This window comes from Lactobacillus sp. W8093, from assembly GCF_016100925.1.
Lineage (GTDB): Bacteria > Bacillota > Bacilli > Lactobacillales > Lactobacillaceae > Lactobacillus > Lactobacillus helsingborgensis.
Genome location: NZ_JACFRL010000010.1, coordinates 1 through 22,505, shown reverse-complemented (window position 1 = coordinate 22,505; position 22,505 = coordinate 1). Strand labels below are relative to the sequence as shown.

24 protein-coding genes and 1 pseudogene are annotated in these 22,505 nt (G+C 36.9%); 22 read left to right on the top strand and 3 right to left on the bottom strand.

Features of this window, described 5'->3' with window-relative positions:
• Window positions 1-103: 103 nt before the first annotated feature.
• Both H3T47_RS07600 and H3T47_RS07595 read left to right on the top strand, forming a co-directional pair.
• Window positions 104-769 (top strand): annotated as a pseudogene (locus tag H3T47_RS07600) (type 1 glutamine amidotransferase).
• Window positions 770-1,178: 409 nt separating this feature from the next.
• The gene (locus tag H3T47_RS07595; protein ID WP_081945322.1) at window positions 1,179-1,271 is read left to right on the top strand and encodes a putative holin-like toxin; all 93 of its coding nucleotides are present in this window, start codon (window positions 1,179-1,181) and stop codon (window positions 1,269-1,271) included.
• Window positions 1,272-1,634: 363 nt separating this feature from the next.
• Here H3T47_RS07595 and H3T47_RS07590 read toward each other — a convergent pair whose 3' ends face one another.
• Both H3T47_RS07590 and H3T47_RS07585 read right to left on the bottom strand, forming a co-directional pair.
• The gene (locus H3T47_RS07590) at window positions 1,635-2,111 is read right to left on the bottom strand and encodes a nucleoside 2-deoxyribosyltransferase (RefSeq protein ID WP_046327691.1); all 477 of its coding nucleotides are present in this window, start codon (window positions 2,109-2,111) and stop codon (window positions 1,635-1,637) included.
• Between the two features lie 24 nt (window positions 2,112-2,135).
• Window positions 2,136-2,936, bottom strand: a complete 801-nt coding sequence (locus H3T47_RS07585; RefSeq protein WP_046327690.1) for a tyrosine-protein phosphatase — start codon at window positions 2,934-2,936, stop codon at window positions 2,136-2,138.
• Window positions 2,937-3,078: 142 nt separating this feature from the next.
• Here H3T47_RS07585 and H3T47_RS07580 point away from each other — a divergent pair, with 142 nt between their 5' ends.
• From H3T47_RS07580 to H3T47_RS07505, 16 genes are all read left to right on the top strand, one after another.
• Window positions 3,079-3,570: a universal stress protein gene (locus H3T47_RS07580; RefSeq protein ID WP_046327689.1), complete on the top strand. Its 492-nt coding sequence runs from the start codon at window positions 3,079-3,081 to the stop codon at window positions 3,568-3,570.
• A gap of 507 nt (window positions 3,571-4,077) precedes the next feature.
• Window positions 4,078-5,004: a phosphate/phosphite/phosphonate ABC transporter substrate-binding protein gene (locus tag H3T47_RS07575; protein ID WP_199283065.1), complete on the top strand. Its 927-nt coding sequence runs from the start codon at window positions 4,078-4,080 to the stop codon at window positions 5,002-5,004.
• 335 nt (window positions 5,005-5,339) lie between these two features.
• Window positions 5,340-6,266: a phosphate/phosphite/phosphonate ABC transporter substrate-binding protein gene (gene phnD, locus H3T47_RS07570; RefSeq protein WP_187159650.1), complete on the top strand. Its 927-nt coding sequence runs from the start codon at window positions 5,340-5,342 to the stop codon at window positions 6,264-6,266.
• 21 nt (window positions 6,267-6,287) lie between these two features.
• Complete coding sequence (gene phnC / locus H3T47_RS07565; protein ID WP_046327686.1) at window positions 6,288-7,061, top strand: phosphonate ABC transporter ATP-binding protein; 774 nt, start codon at window positions 6,288-6,290, stop codon at window positions 7,059-7,061.
• Window positions 7,054-7,857, top strand: coding sequence for a phosphonate ABC transporter, permease protein PhnE (gene phnE / locus H3T47_RS07560; protein WP_046327685.1), 804 nt, complete (start codon window positions 7,054-7,056; stop codon window positions 7,855-7,857). Before phnC ends, phnE (H3T47_RS07560) begins: the two co-directional genes overlap by 8 nt.
• On the top strand, window positions 7,857-8,669 hold the full coding sequence (gene phnE / locus H3T47_RS07555) for a phosphonate ABC transporter, permease protein PhnE (RefSeq protein ID WP_038524350.1): 813 nt from the start codon (window positions 7,857-7,859) through the stop codon (window positions 8,667-8,669). The genes phnE (H3T47_RS07560) and phnE (H3T47_RS07555) overlap by 1 nt, the downstream gene beginning before the upstream one ends.
• A 213-nt stretch (window positions 8,670-8,882) precedes the next feature.
• Window positions 8,883-10,343: a PRD domain-containing protein gene (locus H3T47_RS07550; RefSeq protein ID WP_199283064.1), complete on the top strand. Its 1,461-nt coding sequence runs from the start codon at window positions 8,883-8,885 to the stop codon at window positions 10,341-10,343.
• A complete protein-coding gene (locus H3T47_RS07545) occupies window positions 10,327-10,746 on the top strand; it encodes a PTS sugar transporter subunit IIA (RefSeq protein ID WP_199283063.1) in 420 nt (139 codons plus the stop codon). The genes H3T47_RS07550 and H3T47_RS07545 overlap by 17 nt, the downstream gene beginning before the upstream one ends.
• Before the next feature lie 15 nt (window positions 10,747-10,761).
• A complete protein-coding gene (locus H3T47_RS07540) occupies window positions 10,762-11,220 on the top strand; it encodes a PTS sugar transporter subunit IIA (RefSeq protein WP_233335883.1) in 459 nt (152 codons plus the stop codon).
• 19 nt (window positions 11,221-11,239) lie between these two features.
• A complete protein-coding gene (locus tag H3T47_RS07535; RefSeq protein ID WP_109918827.1) occupies window positions 11,240-12,067 on the top strand; it encodes a class II fructose-bisphosphate aldolase in 828 nt (275 codons plus the stop codon).
• Between the two features lie 15 nt (window positions 12,068-12,082).
• Entirely contained in the window at window positions 12,083-12,769 is a 687-nt protein-coding gene (locus tag H3T47_RS07530) for a triose-phosphate isomerase (protein WP_199283062.1), read from the top strand.
• Window position 12,770: 1 nt separating this feature from the next.
• Window positions 12,771-13,289, top strand: a complete 519-nt coding sequence (locus H3T47_RS07525) for a YjbQ family protein (protein ID WP_046327680.1) — start codon at window positions 12,771-12,773, stop codon at window positions 13,287-13,289.
• A gap of 34 nt (window positions 13,290-13,323) precedes the next feature.
• Window positions 13,324-14,655, top strand: coding sequence for a PTS galactitol transporter subunit IIC (locus H3T47_RS07520; protein ID WP_109918824.1), 1,332 nt, complete (start codon window positions 13,324-13,326; stop codon window positions 14,653-14,655).
• A 23-nt stretch (window positions 14,656-14,678) separates the two neighbouring features.
• Entirely contained in the window at window positions 14,679-14,966 is a 288-nt protein-coding gene (locus H3T47_RS07515; protein WP_038524326.1) for a PTS sugar transporter subunit IIB, read from the top strand.
• Window positions 14,967-14,968: 2 nt separating this feature from the next.
• Window positions 14,969-15,583, top strand: a complete 615-nt coding sequence (locus H3T47_RS07510; protein WP_199283061.1) for an SIS domain-containing protein — start codon at window positions 14,969-14,971, stop codon at window positions 15,581-15,583.
• Between the two features lie 35 nt (window positions 15,584-15,618).
• A complete protein-coding gene (locus H3T47_RS07505; RefSeq protein ID WP_199283060.1) occupies window positions 15,619-16,296 on the top strand; it encodes a fructose-6-phosphate aldolase in 678 nt (225 codons plus the stop codon).
• A 55-nt stretch (window positions 16,297-16,351) separates the two neighbouring features.
• On the opposite strand, the gene H3T47_RS07500 is transcribed toward H3T47_RS07505, so the two are convergent.
• Window positions 16,352-16,918: a DNA-3-methyladenine glycosylase I gene (locus tag H3T47_RS07500; protein ID WP_199283059.1), complete on the bottom strand. Its 567-nt coding sequence runs from the start codon at window positions 16,916-16,918 to the stop codon at window positions 16,352-16,354.
• Between the two features lie 205 nt (window positions 16,919-17,123).
• Between H3T47_RS07500 and H3T47_RS07495 the strand changes: the two genes are divergently transcribed.
• From H3T47_RS07495 to H3T47_RS07480, 4 genes are all read left to right on the top strand, one after another.
• A complete protein-coding gene (locus tag H3T47_RS07495; RefSeq protein ID WP_038524317.1) occupies window positions 17,124-17,609 on the top strand; it encodes a hypothetical protein in 486 nt (161 codons plus the stop codon).
• 53 nt (window positions 17,610-17,662) lie between these two features.
• Window positions 17,663-19,060: a metallophosphoesterase gene (locus tag H3T47_RS07490; RefSeq protein ID WP_199283058.1), complete on the top strand. Its 1,398-nt coding sequence runs from the start codon at window positions 17,663-17,665 to the stop codon at window positions 19,058-19,060.
• A gap of 107 nt (window positions 19,061-19,167) precedes the next feature.
• The gene (gene asnB / locus H3T47_RS07485; RefSeq protein ID WP_199283057.1) at window positions 19,168-21,117 is read left to right on the top strand and encodes an asparagine synthase (glutamine-hydrolyzing); all 1,950 of its coding nucleotides are present in this window, start codon (window positions 19,168-19,170) and stop codon (window positions 21,115-21,117) included.
• 19 nt (window positions 21,118-21,136) lie between these two features.
• Entirely contained in the window at window positions 21,137-22,402 is a 1,266-nt protein-coding gene (locus tag H3T47_RS07480) for a carboxylate--amine ligase (protein ID WP_199283056.1), read from the top strand.
• The last annotated feature ends 103 nt before the right edge of the window (window positions 22,403-22,505 follow it).

Below are 22,505 nucleotides of genomic sequence, written 5' to 3'. Positions count from 1 at the left end.
ACTTAAACTTCATTTTATCATTAAATTATAATAATATTAAATTATTATTTGAATATTTTAGTAAAAACACTGTGGTGCTAATTTATTTTAAAGGAACAAAGTGATGAGAGTTAATGTTTTACAACACACGCCAAACGAAGGCCCCGGTTCAATTCAGGAATGGGCCGACCTGCATCAGTATGGCTTTTATGTATATCATCCCTATCAGTTTGGCATTTTGCCTGAAGCTGCCACAACAGATTTACTAGTTATCTTAGGTAGTCCAATGAGTCCAAATGACGATCTGCCATGGATTAAGCAAGAGCGCCAGTTAATTAAGCAGCTATTTCAGGAGGAAAAGCCTATTTTGGGAGTATGCTTTGGCGCCCAACAAATTGTTAAAACTTTAGGCTATTAGGTTAAAAAGGCGCCGGTTAAGGAAGTAGGCTGGGGGCCAGTCAAATTGCAATCCAAATTAATTACCGGCTTACCTGAAAGTTTAGAAGTATTGCATTGGCATGAAGAAATGTTTGACATTCCAAAAGAGGCTGACGTTTTATTTTCTAATGCTAATTTACAAAATCAAGGTTTTGTTTTAGGCAAGCAAGCTGTTGGTTTGCAGTTTCACTTAGAACCAGAAAAAGATAATATCAAAGAGATTGTGGTTAACGATTCTCAATATCTTTCTGGGTCGATGTTTAAACAAACAGCTAAGCAAATTATTGAACATCCTGTTCCTAAAGAAAATAAAAGGGCAATGTTTCGCATTTTAGATTATTTGACAGAATAAATAATTTAGATTTAGAAAATTTGTTTTAAAAAGTGTCGCTTTATTTGTTCCTATAACTTTAATTGCTATACTACGAGAAACGAACTATCTGATGGGACAGACCTTACTTCAAAATTATAAACGGCAGATACCATGGCAGAGGCATGATTAGCATTTGGGGCGTATATTAATAAGTATTGTAACTACTGAAATAACCTTCAAAATAAAAACCAAGCCATTTTAATGGCTTGGCCTATATGATTATAGGTAATTTTCCTAAAATCTGGTTAATATTTGAGATTGGTTTGTTATAATTTAATTAGCGTAGAAAAGTTAAAAGGACGGTAGCTGCCGCTTTCATGAAGGAAGTGAGGCCTATGAACTATCTTGATTCATACTCCAATCTCCCAAAAGAAGGGAGCAGCAGTTGATGAGCACTGCCGAAGCGTTAAGTTTAATGCTTAACTTTGGCATGTTTATCTTGACCTTGTTAATGTTTATTGACAAGCATCATGATAAATGAGCAAATCAAAAACCGCCCTAGAGACTAGCTGGGCGGTTTTAATGTAAAACTAATATAAGCGCAGTTACCGTCCTTTGTGGCGGCTCTACGTGAGGAAGACATACGGCGTAAGTCTTCCTTTTTCTTACATATGTATTTTAGCATGGATACTTTTATGGTGCAATTAAGTATTATAGAGCAGTATTCATAGCGTAAAATAATACAAGGTATTTTAATTTGCAAAGCTAGCATTAATTTAATAATATGCAGTTAATTTTACGCATTAAGCTAAAATGCCTTGAAGAATCATATCTTGCTCACACAAAAACCGTTTCAATAGAAACGGTTTTTATATGTCTTATTTAATTTTGTTTAAACACAGCTTTAATAAGCAGCACCGTCGTAAAAGTCAAAGCGAGGCTTATTAAAGTCAAAGTCTTTTACTTCACTCAGTTTAAGGGCAATATCGCAAACGCCCCAGCTCATTAAATTGATTGGTTTACCGTAGTCTTCATCAGGAATAACCAATACAATGTATTTTCCTTGAGACAAAGCATAACCTAATTCCATACCAAGACCTACATCTTCTTCATCTGGTAAATAGACGCCGATCATAACATCGCTGGTCTTAATACCGGTTAAATCACCGCGGTAAGTAGCGGTTTCCCATTCACGATCACGCAGATATTCGGGATGTTCCTCGACATTAATGCCTTTATATTGATGATCTAGAGGAACATAACTGTTTTCTAGGTCAATGGTTGGGTTTTCTTCTAAAGCTTTCATTGTCTTCTTATAAGCATCATTTTGCTTATCATTAAACCAACCAGCACCAAAATAAACAGTTTTTGTCTTAGTCATAAAATTTCTCCTTACCATTTAAAACTATTTTAAATATATTTCACGCAACTTACTGATTTCATCATCAGTTAATCTCATAATATCATGTAAGTAGTTTTCAACGCTACCATAATTTTTATTTATAGTTGAAATGACAAAGTCAATATACTCAGAATGAACGGTTTGTAAATCTTTTAAGATGTTTAAAGTGGCCTCGTCAGCACCTTCATCTTTTGCTTTTTGTAAAAATTTCTGGACAAAGTCTTTAGTAGCAACGTTTGTCAAAAGATAATCTTTTTTGATAGTTTCAAAAGGCACTTCAAGTGCTGATAAAATCAACAATGCCGCAAAACCAGTTCTATCTTTACCAGCAGTACAGTGGAATATTACACTTTGATTTTCCTGATCATTAGCTAGCAGTACATCAAAAAAGTGCCGGTATGCTTTTTGCGCCGATTCACTCTTGATCATATCGTCGTATGCCAAAAACATGTGGTCAAATCCAGCTTTAGGATCTTGGTTTTTTTGACTGAGAATTTCGTCAATGCCTTTTGAAGATTCCGTCAAGTCTTCGCTGAAGACGGGATCGAAGTTATAGATAGCACCTTCAGGAATGCGATCAGGTTCTTTTTCAGCTTCGTCTTTACTTCTAAAGTCAACGACATATTTTACGCCATAGTCTTGTAAAAACTTCAGATCAGTTTGATCAAGCGTTGCCAAGTTAGCAGTTCTCAGTAATTTATGCATTTTGACTGTTTTACCGATACTGGTTTGATAGCCACCCAATTCGCGAAAATTACGGCCACTTTTTACGCCAATTAGTTGATTTTTAAGTTTTTGGGTCATTAAATACCTCCACCTTTGCGTTTGACAATTACACTTAATTTTAGCAATAAACTAGTATATAAACAATTATAAAAAAACATAGTTGTTATCTAAAATATGGTAAAATGGATAAAAGAATAATATATTTCAAAAGGGTGAGAACATGGAAACAAAAAAAGCTAATATTTTAGTTCCAGTCGACGGTTCAGAATCGGCAGAAAGATCCTTTGATAAAGCAGTTAAAATTGCAATGACTGAAAACGCCCATATTGATGTTTTAAGCGTAATTGATACCAGACAATTTCTGGGACAAATGCAGGATACCTTAATTACTGGGGACACGGTTTATCAGATGACGCAGGATACAGAAAAGTACCTTAAGAGTCTAACTGAATGGGCTCATGATAATTTGGGTTTTGATGATATTGATTATCACATCCGTTATGGCAGCCCCAAAGCAATTATTTCCTATGACTTTATTAAAGATCACCACAATGATTTAATTATTATGGGTGCAACTGGATTAAATGCAGTTGAAAGAATGTTAATGGGTTCAGTAACTGAGTATGTTAACCAGCATGCATTAGCAGATGTTTTGATCGTCAGAACGGACATTGACAATAAACCACTTAAACTAGAACGGAAAAAGAAATAATTTAGAAATTTGATATTTTTAAAAGTTGCTAATGGCATACAACTCTTTGTGTGCTTTTTTTGTTGGCTGGATTACTTTTAACAATAGCTTTTTGCTCTCAAAAATGTTCGTGATTATTATTTATACTGAGCAATAAAATGACTAACTTAAATTAAATAGTTGAATTTTTACGAACCTTTTGGTATATTATTCACTGAATGAACGCAGTTGTGTTAATTAAAGGCTAGTAGTAATAGAGAATAAGTTTATTATTTACAGTCTAAGCTGTTCATTTTTATCAAATAGAAATTCAAGGGCTTTATATGATTTAGGTCATATTCTGCCCTTTTTTAGTTGTTAATTTTGGAGGAAATAATGAATAACAAAAACGGGTGTTAATGAAGGTCGTTAGTTTGTAATTTAATATTTTCAGGGAAAAGAAGAATACGTTAAATTTAGTAAACCTTTTGGTATTTAACCTGAAAATAAAGTCATTGTGAATATCATTTTTAAGGAGTAAAAGAACAAATGACCAAAATCAAAAAATTTCTGATAACCTGTTTTTTACTATTATTAGCAGTCGGAGCTACGGCTTGTTCAAATAAAAAGTCGTCTTCAAGCAGCAATACACCGAAATCAATCAACGTTCAGTTCGTACCTAGCGTTGCTGCCAATAAACTAGAAGCAAGAGCTAAGCCAATGGAAAAGATGCTTTCTAAACGTCTTGGCATTCCAGTACATGTTTCAATGTCAACTAACTATAATGGTCTAGTTGAAGCTATGAAGTCTAAAAAAGTTGATGTGGGCTTTTTACCTTCAGACGGCTATATCATGGCTCATAAGCAAGGAGCAGCAGACTTATTATTGCAAGCTGAGCGCTACCGCGTTACACAACCAAATGGTAAGAGAACTAAGGAATTAGTTAATTCATACCGTGGTGAAATCCTAGTCAAGAAAGGCTCAAAAATTAAGAGTTGGAAAGACTTAAAGGGCAAATCAATTTCTGTCACTGATGTTACTTCTGACTCCGGCTATATTTTCCCTATTGCTGAGTTAAAGCAAAAAGGTTTAGATGTAACTAAAAAATGTAAATTAGTCACTGTTACTGGTGCAGATCAAGCAGTGATTGATGTTTTAAACGGCGATACTGATGCAGCTTTTGTTTATGAAGATGCTAGAAATGATGTCTTAAAGGACGAACCAAAAATTATGAGTAAAGTAGTGCCAATTTACTTTACCAAGAGAATACCTAACGATACCATTTCAGTTCTTCCAAGTATGCCTAAGTCATTTAGAAAGAAATTAGCTAAAGCATTTATTTCAATTGCCAAATCCAAAGATGGTAGAAAATTGATTGAAAGTATTTACAGTCACGAAGGCTACACTTATGCCAAAGATAGTGACTATAACATCATCAGAAAGTATGATAAGTTAATCGCTTCTACCAAAAAATAAATTCCAGACAAATAACACTCCAAAAAAGCGTCAATAAAACAAACTTGAAAATTTTTCATCAGCAAAAATAATTTTTCCAACCTATTCTCTTTTCTAAATAAAATATTTCTGCTATTATTTGATAGAATAAATACAGTATGTTGAAAGGAGTGTGAAGGTAATGCAAAAATATCAACGGCGCCTAGCGTTCATTGACTTTTTTGCAAAAAAGCCTTTTCACTTTCTTCAAAAAGAAGGTATTGTTCGCTTTTTTAGTAAAAGTGTTATTAAAAGACTTAGTTTAATTCACGTTTGTGTTTTTGGCTAAAGTCTTTTTTTATGTCTGGGAGGGCATGATGAAAAAATTTAGAAAAATATTAGCTTTTGCTGCTGTTTTTTTGGTGGCATTCATGACGGCAGCTTGCTCTAATAAGGAAAAGAGCAAGGATAGCGGTACGCCTAAGTCTCTGAACGTGCAATTCGTTCCTAGCCAGGCTGCCACTAAGCTGGAATCACGGGCAAAGCCTTTGGAAAAAATGTTATCCGATCGGCTGGGCATTCCAGTCCATGTGTCGATGTCAACCGATTACAATACAGTAGTTGAGGCCATGAAGTCCAAAAAAGTTGATGTGGGTTTCTTACCGCCAAATGGTTACATTTTAGCTCATAAGCAAGGTGCTGCAGATGTTTTACTGCAAGCACAAAGATATGGTGTTAAGCAACCAAACGGACGTCCAACTAAAGATTTAGTTAACTTCTATCGTGCCGAAATTGTAGCTAAGAAGAATTCTAAAATTAAGAACTGGAAAGATTTAAAGGGCAAGTCAATCTCTATTCAAAGTCCCACATCCTCAGCCGGCTACGTTTTCCCCATTGCTGAATTAAAGGAAAAAGGCCTTGATGTGCGCAAGAGTTGCAAGTTAGTAACTGTTACCGGTCAAGATCAAGCAGTTTTAAATGTGCTTAACGGCGATACTGATGCTGCTTTCGTGTTTGAAGATGCGCGGACAATTGTTAAAGATGACAACCCTAAGATTATGAGTCAAGTGGTGCCAATTTACTTTACTAAACCAATTCCGAACGATACTATTTCTGTAGTTCCAAGTATGTCTAAGTCATTTAGAAAGAAATTGGCTAACGCATTTATTGATATTGGTAAGTCTAAAAAGGGTAAAAAGATTATCGAGAGTATCTATACTCATGAAGGATATGTCCACACTAAGGACAGTGACTTTAACGTTGTACGCAAGTATGAAGATATTATCGAATCAACCAAAAAATAAGGGATACAAAGGAAGTTTATAATGGCAGATTCTGTAGTTAAGCCAATAATTGAATTAAAAAACGTTAAGAAAGTTTATGGCAAAGATGTTGTTGGTTTAAAAGACGTCAATTTAACTATTAATAAGGGTGAATTTGTTGTTATTGTAGGTTTATCCGGCGCCGGCAAATCAACGCTTTTAAGGTCGATTAACCGTTTAATTGATATTACCGAGGGTGATATCTTAATTAACGGCGAATCTATTACTAAGGCCAAGGGTAAAAAATTAAGAACGTTGCGTAGGCATATCGGCATGATTTTCCAAAGCTTTAATTTGGTTAAACGCTCAAGTGTTTTGCGTAATGTTTTAACGGGCAGAGTAGGGTACTATCCAACTTGGAAATCCTCGCTAAACCTTTTTACAAAGGAAGATAAACAGCGTGCCTATGATGCTTTACAGCAAGTTGATTTGGCAGATAAAGTTTATTCGCGTGCTGATGAACTATCTGGGGGGCAGCAGCAACGTGTGGCTATTGCCCGTGTGTTGACACAGAACCCTGATATCATTTTGGCAGACGAACCAACAGCTTCACTTGATCCGCAAACCTCTCGCCGTGTGATGAAAGATTTACAAATGCTGAATGAAAAGCATGGTATGACTGTTGTTATTAACTTGCACAGCGTTCAGCTCGCACAGGAATTTGGTAAAAGGGTAATTGGCGTTCGTGCTGGTGAAATTATTTATGACGGCAAGATGTCCGATACGCCAGCATCAACGTTTGATCAGATTTATTCCGGTGGTGACCAAGATGAGTAGCACGGAACAGGAAAAGCTGCTGGCTTTGCCTAAGAAAAAGTTTAAGATTTTAAATTTACTGTGGGTCATAATTTTCATTGCGGGTTTATTTATCTCTACTAATGAAACTAAAACAGATTTAGGTGCGTTATTTGCCAATTTCGGTCAATTTGCTGATATTTTTCTGCAAATGCTGCATCCCGATTGGTCATACATGGCAACAGTAATTCCGCTTTTGCTTGAAACAATTAAAATGGCAATTTTAGGAACCGTAATCGGCTCTGCCGTAGCCTTTATCTATTCTTTATTAATTGCCCGCAATATTGTTAAAAATAAGGCGATTACTGGCATTCTCAGGGTAATCATGAATATCATCAGAACTATCCCTGATCTATTATTAGGTGCCATTTTCGTTGCTATTGTCGGGATTGGACCTGTAGCTGGTGTCTTGGCACTAGCTATCTGTACTTTCGGAATTGTAGTCAAGCTGTTTTATGAGGCTATTGAAACGATTGATCCCGGTCCGATTGAAGCATTAACAGCTGTTGGCGCCAACAAATTGCAAATTATAGTTTTTGCAGTTCTGCCACAAGTAATTACGTATTTTATTTCTTATTGTTTGTACGCATTTGAAATAAATGTCAGAGCATCAACCGTTTTGGGTTATATCGGTGCTGGTGGTATCGGTTTATACCTGCAACAAACGCTGCAAGTCTTTGATTACCCTAAGACGGGCACAATTATCATTGTGATTATCATTGTAGTGGTACTGATAGATTATGTTTCTTCTAAATCACGGGAGGCGTTGATGCAATAATGGATACAATTATGAAAAAGCTGCCTCCTAGGCCGATTGATGTTAAAAAACGTATCTTGCACTGGCTGATCACAATTGTGACTATTGGGCTGGTGATATGGTCCTGCACTGGAATTGACTTTGGCGGGATTAAAGAAACAGCCGGTCAAATTGCTGGTGCGATTTTCTCCGGCATTTTTCACCCTGACTGGTCCTATGTTTATAACGGTAGTGGTGAAGATTTGGTTTCACAGTTGTGGGAAACTGTCTGCATTGCGTTTTTAGGAACTTTTATTTCTGCTATTATTTCACTGCCCTTTGCCTTCTGGGCAGCAAATACTAAACACAAGCATTGGTATGTGTCACGGACTGGTAAAATCGTACTGGCAATAATTAGATCTTTTCCAGAAATTGTTTTGGCATTGATGTTTATTAAGGCAGTAGGACCAGGCTCTGCCGCCGGAGTGATGGCTCTTGGCTTTCACTCAGTGGGGATGCTTGCCAAACTGTTTTCTGAAGCAATAGAAAACTTGGATGATGGTCCTAACGAAGCAGTAACTGCGGTCGGCGGTTCCAAAACTAATATCATTATGTTTTCTACTTTGCCTAACCTGATGCCTGCTCTAATTTCAAATACGTTATACCGCTTTGATGTTTCTATCAGGTCTGCTTCAATCTTGGGCCTGGTTGGCGCCGGCGGTATCGGTTATCCGTTAATCATCGCATTGCAGTACCGGCAATGGAACCGGGTAGGAATAATCTTACTTGGCATCATTATTATGGTTATTGTGATTGATTGGATTTCCGGCTGGATTCGTAAAAAATTAGTATAAAAATTAAAAAATAAATTTATTAGCGTAATATCAACTTTTAATAGTTGCTATTACGCTTTTTTGTTTTCAAGCAGCTCTTAATAGCACCTTTTTTCAGCAATTATACTTTCTATATGTAAGCGGTTTATTTGAATGTCCGCTAAAGGGGACACTCAAATAATTTTTATGAATAATTTCAGAAATAAAATGTAGGTATGAAAAGGAGGTACCTGGTTGAAAAACAAGATGAATGATAAGGAGCTGTTAAATTTTTTAGAAAAACAAACTGGATATACGAGTGCTGCCAAGATTGCTGCGGCTTTTGACGTATCTGTTAAAACTGTTTATCGCCATGTTAACAGCGTTAACGGGAATAAAAAAGTTAGAATTATCAACTCCGAAAAAAGCAAGGGCTACACTTTAAGCAAAAACACGGCACTTAAGAAATATCAGCAAGATGCTTCTTTTTCTGATAAGGAAAGTCCCGAGCTTCGCAGGAAAAAAGTAATTTTGAAAATCTTGTTTAATTCACCTCAACCAATAGCAATTTACAGTTTGTATAAAGATGAGTATGTCAGCGAGTCAACGATCAACGCTGATTTGCTCAAAATCAAGAATATTCTCAGTAAGTCAAATTTAACGTTAACTCAGAAAAGCAAGAAGGTTGCGGTGCTGGGCAAAGAAGATGATATTCGTGAAAAAATCAATTCCCTTTTACATTGGCATAAGGGAAAAAATAATAGGGTGCCAATTGATGGGATTAGTGAAATTGATTTAACTTTCATTCAAGAACAAATCAATATCATCGAACAATTAAGTGCGACCAAGATTCCTTATCCCTATGACATTAATATTTGTTCACATTTATATATTTTAATTCAGAGAGCAAGAAAGCAGATTGACAAAAATTACAGTAATAAAATTTTTGTTCCCGAACATGAAATCAAACAAAATCATGATTTATACAGAATTGCGGAAATAGTGATTGAAAATGTAGAGAAATTCATTGTCAAAAAGATTTCGAAGTTTGAAATCAATTATTTGTTTAAGTATTTGCTTTCCTCCCGCTTTATTGGCAGGTCAAGTCAGCCGGATCAAAAATCCCTCTACTCTAAAAGCGTTGAAACCTTTACCTCCCAGTTGATTCAACGTGTGGCTCAGAAAATAAAACCTCAAATCGATGAGCCGGTATTAAAGAAGGAACTGATCAGCCATATTGGGCCAATGATGAACCGGATTAAAAACAATATTTCAGTAGAAAATGAACTTTTACCGGATATTCAAGTTGAATATAAAGATTTGTTTGCAGCGATTGAGCGAGAATCTAAGCAGTTATGCCTGCAAATGAAAATACCCTTAATTTCAAAAAATGAAGTGGGGTTTATTACTTTATATTTTGAAAAAAATATCGAGGAAATTACTAAAAAATATCATGTTTGGGTGGTTTGCGCCAGCGGAGTGGGAACTTCTGAATTATTGAAGCTCAAAATTCAAAAAGAGTTTAGCAATATTATTGTCGACAAAGTGATTTCCTCGCTTGATGAACAACTTTACCGGCTAAACAACGGCTCTAAAACAGATCTCATTATTTCTACTGTAGAACTGCCTTCATATATATCGAATAAATATGTCTTGGTCAGTGCCATGTTGAATAAACAAGACAAGGAGAAGATAAAAAATGCCATCTACGGCTGAATTTTATGCGGTAGTTACGCAAACAACAGATATTTTGCAACTTGCTGAAATTTATATCAGAAAAAAAGCGCCGTATTTAAGCTCAAGTTATATCAAACGCAAAATAATTGAGCGCGAAAAATTAGGGGAAACCTATGTTGGTCATAAAACCATCATCTTGCATGTAATTAGTACACAAATAACTGCTGATTTCGGGCTGTATCTGTTTTTGTTAAATATTGCCCATTGGGAATCTTTATACAGTAAAAAAATATATCCCATTAATAAGGTCATGGTGATGTGTGTTAACCCTAGACTTACAAGTCCCGAGTTTAAGTTTTTGCTTAAATTCTTTAATTGTCGACCAGAACAAGTTGAGCATGATTTTGGTCTTGAGAAGAACGAAATTTACCAAATAAAGTAGAAAAAGGAAATTAATTTGTATATAGATAAGAAATTGTTTAGTGAACAAGTAATTTTGCAGCAGCAAGAAATAGAGAACAAACAAGCAGCATTAACTATTCTGGCAAATGAATTGCAAAGAAAAAATGTTGTCAATGCAGAATTTTTGCCTGCTATTTTAAAACGTGAAGAAAAATATCCTACAGGTCTGGCACTTGAAGGAGGTTTAGGCGTGGCCATTCCGCATACTGATCCTGATAAGGTGGAAAAAGAGCAGCTTGGGTTCATTTCACTAAAGGAGCCGGTCAAATTCAGGCAAATGGGTGATATAGACAGTTATGTGAATGTTTCCATGATATTCATCTTGTGTCTAAAAAGCCCTGATAAGCAGCTCAATATGCTCAAGAGCCTAATGACCATGTTTACCGACACGGTGACGATGAAGAAAATTCAGAATTCAACCACGAGGGCTGAATTTTTGGCAATTGTAAATTAAAGAGATAGAGGAGTAAAAAATGTTAATTTCAGCAAACGAAATTTTAAATTCAGCAAAAAAAGGCGGCTACGCTTTTCCCCACTTTAATTATTGGGACGAACTGTCAATTAGGGCCGAATTGGCAGCAGCAGAGAATAAAAAATTGCCAATTATTTTGGCTTGGGCAGAAAAGCATGAATCACGCTTAGATATTGATGAAGCACTCTCTTTAGGTAAATTTTATGCAGAAAGAGCACATGTGCCCGTCGTCTTGCATTTAGATCACGGTACAGATCCCGAACTGGTCAAATGGGGCGCCGCACATGGCTTTACTTCGGTGATGATTGATGCTTCAAATGAAGAATTTAGTAAAAATGTGCAGATTACCAAAGATGTAGTTGATTATTGTCACAGTTTAGGTGTGGTAGTGGAAGCTGAAATTGGTCACGTGGGTACCAATGCTTCTGACGACAATACTATTTATACGGAAGTTGCAGCAGCCACTAAATTTGTGAGTGAGACAAACGTTGATTCTTTGGCTGTTTCTATCGGCACTTCTCACGGTGTTTATCAACAAGGCACGCCAAAACTCAATTTTGCCAGAATAAAAGAATTAAGGGACGCAGTTGCAGTGCCACTTGTTTGTCATGGCGGCTCATCATCAGGTGACGCAAACCTGAAGAAGGCAGCGGCAAGCGGCATTACTAAGATTAATATCTTCACTGATTTGGCTAATGCGGCATTAAACGTCGCAAAAGAAAATGATTATCCGTCATTATTCGATCTTCTTGCGGCACAAGAAAAAGCTGTGTGTTCACTAGCAGAGCACTATTATGACGTCTTTGACACCGCCAAATATTCTTTTTAGGAGGAAAAAGCAGAAATGAAATTAGTACAAAAGCCGTTCTTGATGGTCAATCCTAAAGTTTATTTATACGGTGAAGAATTGGTTAAATTAGCCAAAATTGCTGATAACTTAGCGCAAAAGTATCAGATTGACATCTTTTTTACTGCACCACTTATAGATTTGCCCGCAATTAAAGCTGCCACTAATCACTTGCTTTTAACAGCCCAACACATGGATCCAGTAGTTGCTGGCAGAGGAATGGGGCATGTTCTTCCCGAAGGGCTTAAAGCAGCAGGTGTAAAAGCCGTTGTTTTAAATCATGCGGAAAATCCGCTGACGGTGAATGTCTTAGCACGCACTATTAAAAGAGCTAAAGAACTCGGTTTATATAGTATTGTTTGTACTGATAGCGTTGCGGAGTGCCGAGCAATAGCTGAGCTTGAGCCGAATATGATGATCTGTGAGCCCACCAGCTTAATTGGTACTCACCAAATAAGTGATGACGAATACATCACCAGCACGGTTCAGGCAATTAAGGCAATTAATTCAAACATCATGGTTTTAGAAGCAGCAGGTGTAAGTACAGGTGCTGACGTGCAAAAGGTTTTGCAACTGGGTGCTGATGGTACAGGTGGCACCAGTGGGATTGTTTGTGCTGCTGATTGGGAGAAAAAAATAAGTGAAATGTTAGAACCAATGAAGCAATTCCAAAGGGGTGAATAAAATGAAAGTTTATCAAGATGAAATCAAAATCAAAACTGCCGCTAGGGTCACTTATCAGAATATCACCGAGCAATTAAAGCAAATTGTCAAAAATAGTGCGATCAACAATGGCATTTGCTTAGTTCAAACTCCACATACAACATGCTCAGTTTTATTTGAAGAGTATGTGCATGATCATGATTTTAACGGCGACGAATTTTTACAGGTAGATTTGAATAATATTTTGGACAAAATAATTCCACCAGAAAAGAGTGAAAACTCTAATTACCGCTATCCCGGTCCAGAGCATGTGCGCTTTTTGGAAGAATTGTCTCAAAAAGATAAAAATTATCCCAATGAAAAAAATACGATTCTCAATGGGGATGCACATATCAAAGGCTCGCTTTTTGGTTCTAACCAAACATTTGCGTTAAAAGAAAATGAGCTGCTAATTGGTTCTGTGGGCTATGTTTATTTTGTCGACTGGGATCAAAACCGCGCCAGATCACGTAAATGCAACGTAGTCATTTTGGGTGAATAACATTGACCGCAGTGAAATTTAAGGAGAAAGAAAAATGTTACAGGCATTACAAACTATAGTTAACTGGGGTGCTCCAGTTATATTGCCTATTATTATTGCTATTTTTGCAATGATTTTGGGTGCAGGATTTAAAAAATCATTTGTAGCAGGTTTAACTGTAGGTATCGGCTTTATTGGCTTAAATTTAGTAACCGGTTTGCTGGGAGATACTTTGGGCAAAGCAGCTCAGGTAATGGTTAAACGCTTTGGCTTATCATTAGTGACACTTGATATTGGTTGGCCCGCCGCATCGGCTATTTCTTATGGTACGATCTTGGGTATTTCAGCAATCCCTATTGGCATTGCAATCGACATCTTTTTACTTTTGTTTGGCTTAACCAAAACATTGAATATTGACATTTGGAACTTTTGGCACGCTGCTTTTGTTGGTGGACTAGTCTATGGTATGTCTAACAGTTTTCCGTTAGCAGTTTTTTCAATGGTAGCGTACCAAGTAATGTTGTACTTCTTAGGTGACTTAAGCGCACCAGTTTTGAACAAATACTACGGCTTTCCAAATATCACGTTCCCGCACGGAACTTCTGCACCGGGTTATCTGGTGGCACTACCATTAAATTGGGTATTTGACCGCATTCCCGGCTTTAACAAATTAAAGGCTAATCCAGAAACTATCCAGAAAAAATTTGGCATTTTAGGTGAAACGTCCGTTATGGGTTTAATTATCGGCTTAGTAGTTGGCATTCTTGCTGGTTATGATGTAGGTAAAGTCTTAAATTTGGGAGTGCAAACAGCAGCCATTATGGTGTTGTTACCAAAGATGGTTTCGGTTTTAATGGAAGGTTTGACACCTGTTTCTGATGCCGCAAATGACTTTATCAAGAAACGCTTTCCGGGACGTGAACTTTATATCGGTATGGACTCAGCTTTAGCCGTAGGCGATCAAGCTGTTCTAGCTGTTTCACTTTTGATGATTCCGTTAACTCTTTTACTGGCTGTGATTCTTCCAGGAAATAAAACTATTCCTTTCGGCGACTTTTCCACTATCCCATTTGCCGTTTGTCTTATGGTACCAGTATTTGGCGGCAACATTGTTCGCTCCGTTGTAGGTGGCGTGGTTTATATGACCAGTATTTTATACGTCACTTCATGGATGGCACCATTAGTTACCAAGATGGCGGAAGCTGCCAGCTTTAATATTGGGCACGCAACCAGTATCACTTCACTAATAGAAGGTGGTTTGTGGTCAACCTTCCTCTTTGTTTGGGGAGCAAAATATCTGCCGTGGATCATAACTGGCGCAATTTTAATTGTTTCATTAATAGGGCTATATTTCCTTAATAAGAGAAAAGCTGTTAAGGAAAGCTAAATACAAATTGGAGAATTAAACTAATGAAAAAGATTTTAGTAATGTGCGGCACTGGAATAGCCACATCAACTGTTGTTGCCAACCGCATTAAAGAATATTTGAACAAACAGGGTCTGGGAAACAATGTCAGCATTTCACATGCCAGCATTAGCGAAAAGATGAGCAGTTTGGATGATTACGATATTATTTTATCGACTACAGTAGTTCCGGCAGGCATCAAAGATAAGGTAATCTCAGCCGTGCCACTTTTGACCGGCGTCAATGCTGAACAAGTATACCAGGAAATTGCAAAAAGGGTTAAGGAACAATAATTATGGTAGAAAAACAGATTAAAAGTGCAGATTTAAAAGACATTATTACTAAAGAAGGAAATACTCTCAAATATGTCGCTGCCAATATTGACTATAATCAGGTTTTACAAGTATTTGACTTAATAAAAAATTGTCAGGGAAAAGTGATTATTTCTGGTTGTGGCACTTCTGGAATGGCTGCTAAAAAAATTGCCCATACTTTAAACGTGATTGAGCAGCCTGCACTCTACCTTTCGCCAGCTGATACACCACATGGTGGTGGCGGAGTAGTCAGTCAAAATGATGTGGTTATCTTAATATCTAAAGGTGGTCAAACAGAAGAAATTAATAAAGTGCTTGAGATTAGTAAGAGTCGGCAAGCTAAAATTATTGGTGTAACTGAAAAAGCTGATTCCTTTTTAGCCCAGAACTCAGAATGCATTTTACAGGTCATCGTCGATCAGGAAGCAGATGATTTTCATATGATGGCTACTTCCAGTACTTTAGCCGTTATTTCCGTATTTGACGCTATTTCAGTCATGATAGCACGGAGCAAGCATTATTCCCAAAAAGAATTCTTAAAAATTCACCCCGGTGGAGAAGTAGGACAAAAACTAAAGTATAATGTAGGTAAATAATATAATTTACTTTAGTTTATGGGGAGAAAACTACAATGGAATTTTTATTAGATACAGCAAATATTGATGACATCAAAAAATACCAAGAAATTATTCCTTTATCTGGGGTTACTACCAATCCTTCAATAATTAAAAAAGAAGGCAAAGTCGATTTCTTTAACCATTTAGCACAAATAAAAAAGCTAATTGGAGATAAACGTTCATTGCACGTTCAGGTGGTAGCCACTACTACTGAAGGGATAGTGGCTGACGCCCATGCAGTTTTAGCTAAGTTAGGAAAAGATGTTTATATTAAAATTCCGGTTAACCAAGCTGGTTTGGCAGCAATTAAAATATTGAAAAAAGAAAATGTGCGAATTACTGCAACTTCAATTTATACGGAACTTCAAGGTTTTCTTGCAATAGCTGCTGGCGCCGATTATTTAGCACCTTATTATAATAGAATGGAAAATAATAATATTGATGCAAATAAAGTTATCAACGACCTTAACCAAGTAATTAATCACGAACAGCGAAATACTAAAATTCTAGCTGCTAGTTTTCACACTGTCAGTCAAATAACCAGCGCAATTGCAAACGGCGCGCAAGCTGTTACAGTAGCTCCTAGTTTTATTGCTGAAGGGCTGGAGTCACACCTTATTACAGATGCCATTTCAGACTTTACTTCTGACTGGGAATCAATATTTGGCAAAACAACTATTTCGACATTATAAAACTTGCAGGCAAATTAAATAGTAAGATAAAAGATTGATTTAATTCAATCTTTTTTTATCCGTGATATTTAAACGGGCAATTTTCTAAGTGATCATTGATTAAGCCGACTCCTTCTAAAAAAGAATAAATAATCACTGGACCCACAAACGTAAAGCCGTCTTTTTTCATTTGCCCAGCTAGTTTTTGTGCTACTTTATTTGTCGTTGGCACCTCTGAACTTGTTTGTGGATGGTGCATAATCGGCGTCTTAATGAATTGTTGTAGATAATGGGCGAAACTGCCGTACTGTGCGTCAATAATTAAAAGAGCGCGGGCATTATTAATTGCCGCGGTGATTTTACGCTTGTTGCGGATAATCCCTTTATCCTGCTTTAATTGTTCAATATCGCTTGCCGACATTTGCGCAACTTCTTCTGGCACAAAGTTTTTAAAAGCTGTCCGAAAATGGGCCCGTTTATGCAAAATGGTCGACCAACTTAGGCCTGACTGAAATGATTCTAGCAGCAGCATCTCATACAAGTAATGTTCATCTAAATTAAGTTTGCCCCACTCATGATCGTGATACTCTTTAATTAAGGGGTCGTCATGATCACTCCACGGACAGCGAGTAATATTGTTCATCTTTTTCTCCTTTGCCTTATCGTAGCGCTTAAAGATAAATACGTAAAAAATATTTTTTTCTTTTTAAAAAAATATATTACTTAGAATTAATAAAATAATTGACCTTGATTGTATCAGGAGTTGGAAAAGATAGAGAAACTTTTCCTTCAAGAAGTGCAATAGTAGTTTTTTTGGTATAATATATAATGAACTTTAGGAGGAAACCATGGAGAAGTTAGAGATAGTGACTTTGGCCGATGACTTGGCCGCAAATCAAGAGAGTATTTTAAATAAAGAAACGGATTTTGATGCCGAGGCAGTTTATCGTGTAATTGACAGTTTGCACGTTTTGCATAAGCCGATTAAAGAATACTTCAAAATGACGCAAGAACAGTATTATGATACTGAAAGTGATCATAAATTAACTTTAATCAAGTTGTCAGAACAATTGACCGATTTACATGATCGGATTTTAACCAACCATGTTGATGGTTTCGTTGATAAAAATGAAATTAATCTAACTTATAATCATGAAAATCCTTATGAAGATGGGTTTTATAATGCAGTGGTTGATTTTCACGTTGTTTCTTACGGCTTTAAGGTAATTGGGGCAGTTCAAGAAGTAGCGCCCAAAACATTACAAGGAGTATTGTCTAAAGATGCTCTTTTAGCAATTGGTTTGGCAGCACACGCTTTAGAAAAGAGTTTATAGTTAAGGGCTGAGCAGTGTGCTCAGCTCTTTTTGTTTCTGGTTGAGGCAAAAAAATGGGTGTTTTTAAGTATGCTAAAGGACTAGCAGATAAAATTAACGGAGCTAAATTACATGCTGTGTTCAAGAAAAAAGACGAACAGCTGGATCCGATGCAGGAGTATTTAACGGTGGGAGAATACCATGTTGATGGAGAACAAGGTACGCCTAATGAACAACCTTATACTCTGACCGTCTATCAAGATGAAAATAAAATTTTACACCAAGCCCTTAGTTTGGAAAGCACTGATAAGTTAGAGCCTGAATATGTCCGTCGTTTTAGTCCTGAGCTGCAGCGCTATCGCGCATTTGTGAGCCGCAAAAATGGACGCCGCTATGTTGTAGAGGAGTATTTAGAGCGGTTCGTGGCAAGGGTCAAAGGTCATATTCGTACTGGTAAAAATTCGGTTAATGTGAGCGTCATTACTGATACCCATTATAAAGACCGTAACAGTATGGATTTCTATGGTTGGAACGGCCTGACTCATGTTAATGAAGTTTCTTATCTTGATGATTCTGGTCTTCTTAGTCTAAAGATCCATTTGGGTGACTGGATTGATGGTTCAGATGCTGGCTTTTTAGGTGAAAGTGAATTAACTAAATTACGTGATTCATTTATTTCTGACAAAGTACCTTATATGCTGATTAAAGGCAATCATGATGAAAACGATAAGTTTGATGAACATCATGATTTAAGGGCGTCTTTTCCCGAAAATGAATTTGAGGGAATTATGTGGCCTGCTTTATATAAACAAAATGGCATTCATTATATTACCCGCCAGCATGGGGTCTGCTATTATGATGTTGATGATTTACGGTTTATTTCTGTTAACACTTCAGACATACCTTACTACTTGGACGCTCAAGGCAGAAAAAAATATGACGTTAAGCTCACATTGGCAGTAAGAGAAGATCAAATCGAAGAAATTATTGAGATTTTAGAGCAATCTTCGAATAAGCATATTGTCTTTATGAGCCATGCTAATCCGATTAATCGTAAGGGATCAAACGCCTTAAAATATAATGGTCGTTCTTTGCACGAATTACTCGTCGCATTTAATCAGGGTGAAAAGGGCCAGATGCATTCCAGCCGCGGCATACCTCCTGAATTTCGCTTAGCTAATGACTTTGATTTTACTAATGTGAAAAATGCCCGGATTATCGCTTACTTTTGCGGTCATAGGCACAGGGAAGATCAATATCGTATTAATGGTATTCAATATATTTTGTTTAATTGTTCAGCATTGATGGGTCCAAATCATGCTTTGACTACCAAATATAATAAAAATTGGAAGCGGCAAATAGACCATCAAACTGAATTTGCGGGTTACATTGTCAATATTGATTTACAACGGCACTATATTCAGGCCTTTGGTTATGGTGCAGCCAGCAAACGCAGAATCTTTTATATTTAGTAAAATCGCGACGGGCAATTTGGAAATTGCCCGGTTTTTAGCATATAATGGAAAAGTTAAATTAGAAGCAAAACTATACAAAAAAATAAATTAAGGGAAGATAAGTAATGTGCGGGATTGTTGCATTTTATAATCCGGAAATAAATGATAAGCAAGCTGCCATTGGTAAAATGATGGCAACAATTAAGCACCGTGGTCCTGATTCAGACGGTTTTTACACCAATGATAAGGTCGCTCTGGGTTTTAGAAGATTGTCAATAATTGATTTACGTGGCGGCAGTCAGCCGATTTATAACGAAGATCAAACGCGGGCAATTATTTTTAATGGTGAAATATATAACTTTGAGCCATTAAGAAAAGAATTAATTGCTGCTGGGCACACATTTACCACTAAGTCCGATACAGAAGTCCTTTTACACGGCTACGAAGAATGGGGCATGGATGGCCTGCTTAAGAGAGTCCGTGGCATGTTTGCTTTTGCAATTTGGGATGATAATACTCAGACATTGTATGGTGCCCGTGATTTCTTTGGCATTAAGCCGCTCTACTACAGTGATGAAAATGGTCATCTAACTATTGGGTCAGAAATTAAAAGCTTTTTGGCGTTACCCGGCTTTAAGCGCCGCTTAAACATTGAAGCGGTCAAGCCATATTTAATGAACCAGTACAATGATTTGCACGAAACATTCTTCAAAGGTATTTACCGCTTTCCTGCTGGTCACTGGTTTGAATATAAAGATGGTGCAATGAAAATCCACCAATACTGGGATGCAGAATACAAGGCTAATACTTTAAGCTTTGAAGAAACAGTAAACAAAATTGATGAAGATTTACATGAATCAGTTAAATTGCATCATATTGCTGATGTTCCCGTTGGCGCATTTTTGTCAGAAGGCGTAGATTCAAGTTATATTACGAGCATTTTAAATCCAGATGATGTCTTTTCAATTTCTTTTGATGATGCCACTTATGATGAAGCATCTAAGGCAAAAGCTTTAGCTGATATTAAGGGCTGGCATTTCTTTTCTGATAAGGTAAAAGCTGATGAGGCAATGCACGATTTTCCAGAAATGCAATACCACATGGATGAACCGGATGCCAATCCGTCAATAATTCCATTATGGTATTTGTGTAAAATGGCTCGGAAGCATGTTACTGTGGCTCTATCTGGTGAAGGTGCGGATGAACTATTTGCCGGTTATGTTAATTACGGGATGCACACGCATAACAGCATTATTAAAGTGTTCACTTCACAATGCAAAAAGCTGCCGAAGAAGACCAAGGTTAAGTTAGCACATAAAATTAAAAAGATGCCGAATTTCCCGGGGAAAGTTCATTTGTATACCAATTTGGCTGAACCAAGTGAGTTTTACGTTGGTCAATCGGTTATTTATGATATGGACTATCCCACAATCTTTTCTTCAGAAGACGCCAATAAAATTTTAAAACCATCGTATCGCAATAAATTAACCGTTAATGGTATTTATCAAAGCGACTTTAAAAAAGTAAAAGCTCTTGATAATGTTAGGCAAATGCAATACATTGACCTGCATCACTTTATGCTTAATGACATTGAGCAAAAAGCGGACAAAATATCAATGGCACACTCGCTTGAACTGCGTGTGCCTTACTTAGATAAAAAGGTCGCAGAAAGAGCTAATTCAATTCCAACCGATTATCTGGTTAATAAGTACGATACTAAATATGCTTTGCGCAAAGCTTCGGAAAAGGTCCTTCCTGATGAATGGGCTAAACGACCAAAACTAGGTTTCCCGACCCCAATCAAAGAATGGTTGCAGGAACCACGCTTTTATAAGCAAGTACGTGAACTTTTCAGTGAAGACTTTGTGCAGGATATTTTCGAGCAGGACAAAATCTTGCGCTTACTAGATGAAAACTACAAAGGTGACGGTTCGCATCGTCGACAAATATGGACTATCTATACATTTTTGGTATGGTACAAATTGTTCTTTGTTGATTATGAAAAAACAGTTGCCAAATACCAGCATGTTCAACCGGAAGTTGCCAGCTTAATTGAGCAGGGCAAGTTGGTTTAATGAGGAGCATAATTTATCAATGAAACAAGAGTTTACCCCAATTTTACTTGGTAGTGACATTAACGTGTATGGCATGGCCCGATCGTTTAACGAGGCTTATGGCATTAAGGTAAAAGCGCTGGCTGATAGTCAACTGGCAGCGACTCGTTACTCCAAAATCGTCAGTGTTGAATTACACCAAGGCTTTAGCGAAGATCCGACCTTTATAGATGTTATGCGCGAGCAAATGAAAATATATCAGGATCATCAGGAACCAGTAATCTTAATTTCTTGTGGTGACGGTTATTCAGAGCTTTTAGCTAAACATAAAAGTGAACTGGAAAAAGTTTTTATTGTTCCTTATATTGAGTATGACCTGTTACAAAAGTTAATTTCCAAAGAAAGCTTTTACCAAATTGCCGAAAAATATGGTCTGCCTTACCCTAAAACTAAGATTGTGACGCTGGCTGACTATCAGGCGGAAAACTATTTGGAATTACCCTTTGGTTACCCGTTAGAGCTTAAGCCGGAAGATCCAGTTTCTTGGCTTGACGTACATTTTGAAGGTCGCAAAAAAGCTTTTACCATTCATAATGAAACTGAATTGCGCGATATTGTCGGCAAAATTTATGAGAATGGTTATCAAGAGGACCTAATTCTGCAGGACTTTATTCCCGGTGATGATTCATACATGCGGGTGCTAAATGCTTATGTTGACAAGGATCATCATATCAAGATGATGTGTATGGGACACCCTTTGCTAGAAGACCCAACACCTCAGTCAATCGGCAATTATATGGCGATTTTACCCGAATATGATGAAAAGCTTTACGAACAAGTGGAGTCATTTTTGGAAAAAATCAATTATACTGGTATGGCTAACTTTGATATTAAATATGATACGCGGGATGGAAAGTATAAATTCTTTGAAATTAACCTGCGCCAAGGGCGTTCGAGCTTTTATGTCACCCTTAACGGCTATAACTTGGCCAAGTGGTATGTGGATGACTACGTTTATGATAGCCTGCACGATAAAGAAGCAGTTTATGGCAATAAATTAAAATCAAAGCACGTGTTATGGCTGGGGTTACCTGTCAAGGTATTTAAGGAATATGCGGTTGACAATGAAGCTAAGCACATGGCAGAAGAATTGATCCACGAAGGTCGCTATGGTACGACGGTCTTTTATGATCAGGACCGTAATTTTAAACGCTGGCTGCTTTTGAAATATATGTTTCATAACTATAAGGGACGTTATCAAAAATATTATCAAGAAAATAAGGGTCAATTTTTTAAAACTAATTAAAAGAAAAAGGATGATTGCTGAAGTTAACCCCTAGAATTGGACGTTAACATTAATTCATGTTTGCTAAGGCCGTATTCCGATATTCAATCGGGGTGCGGCCTTT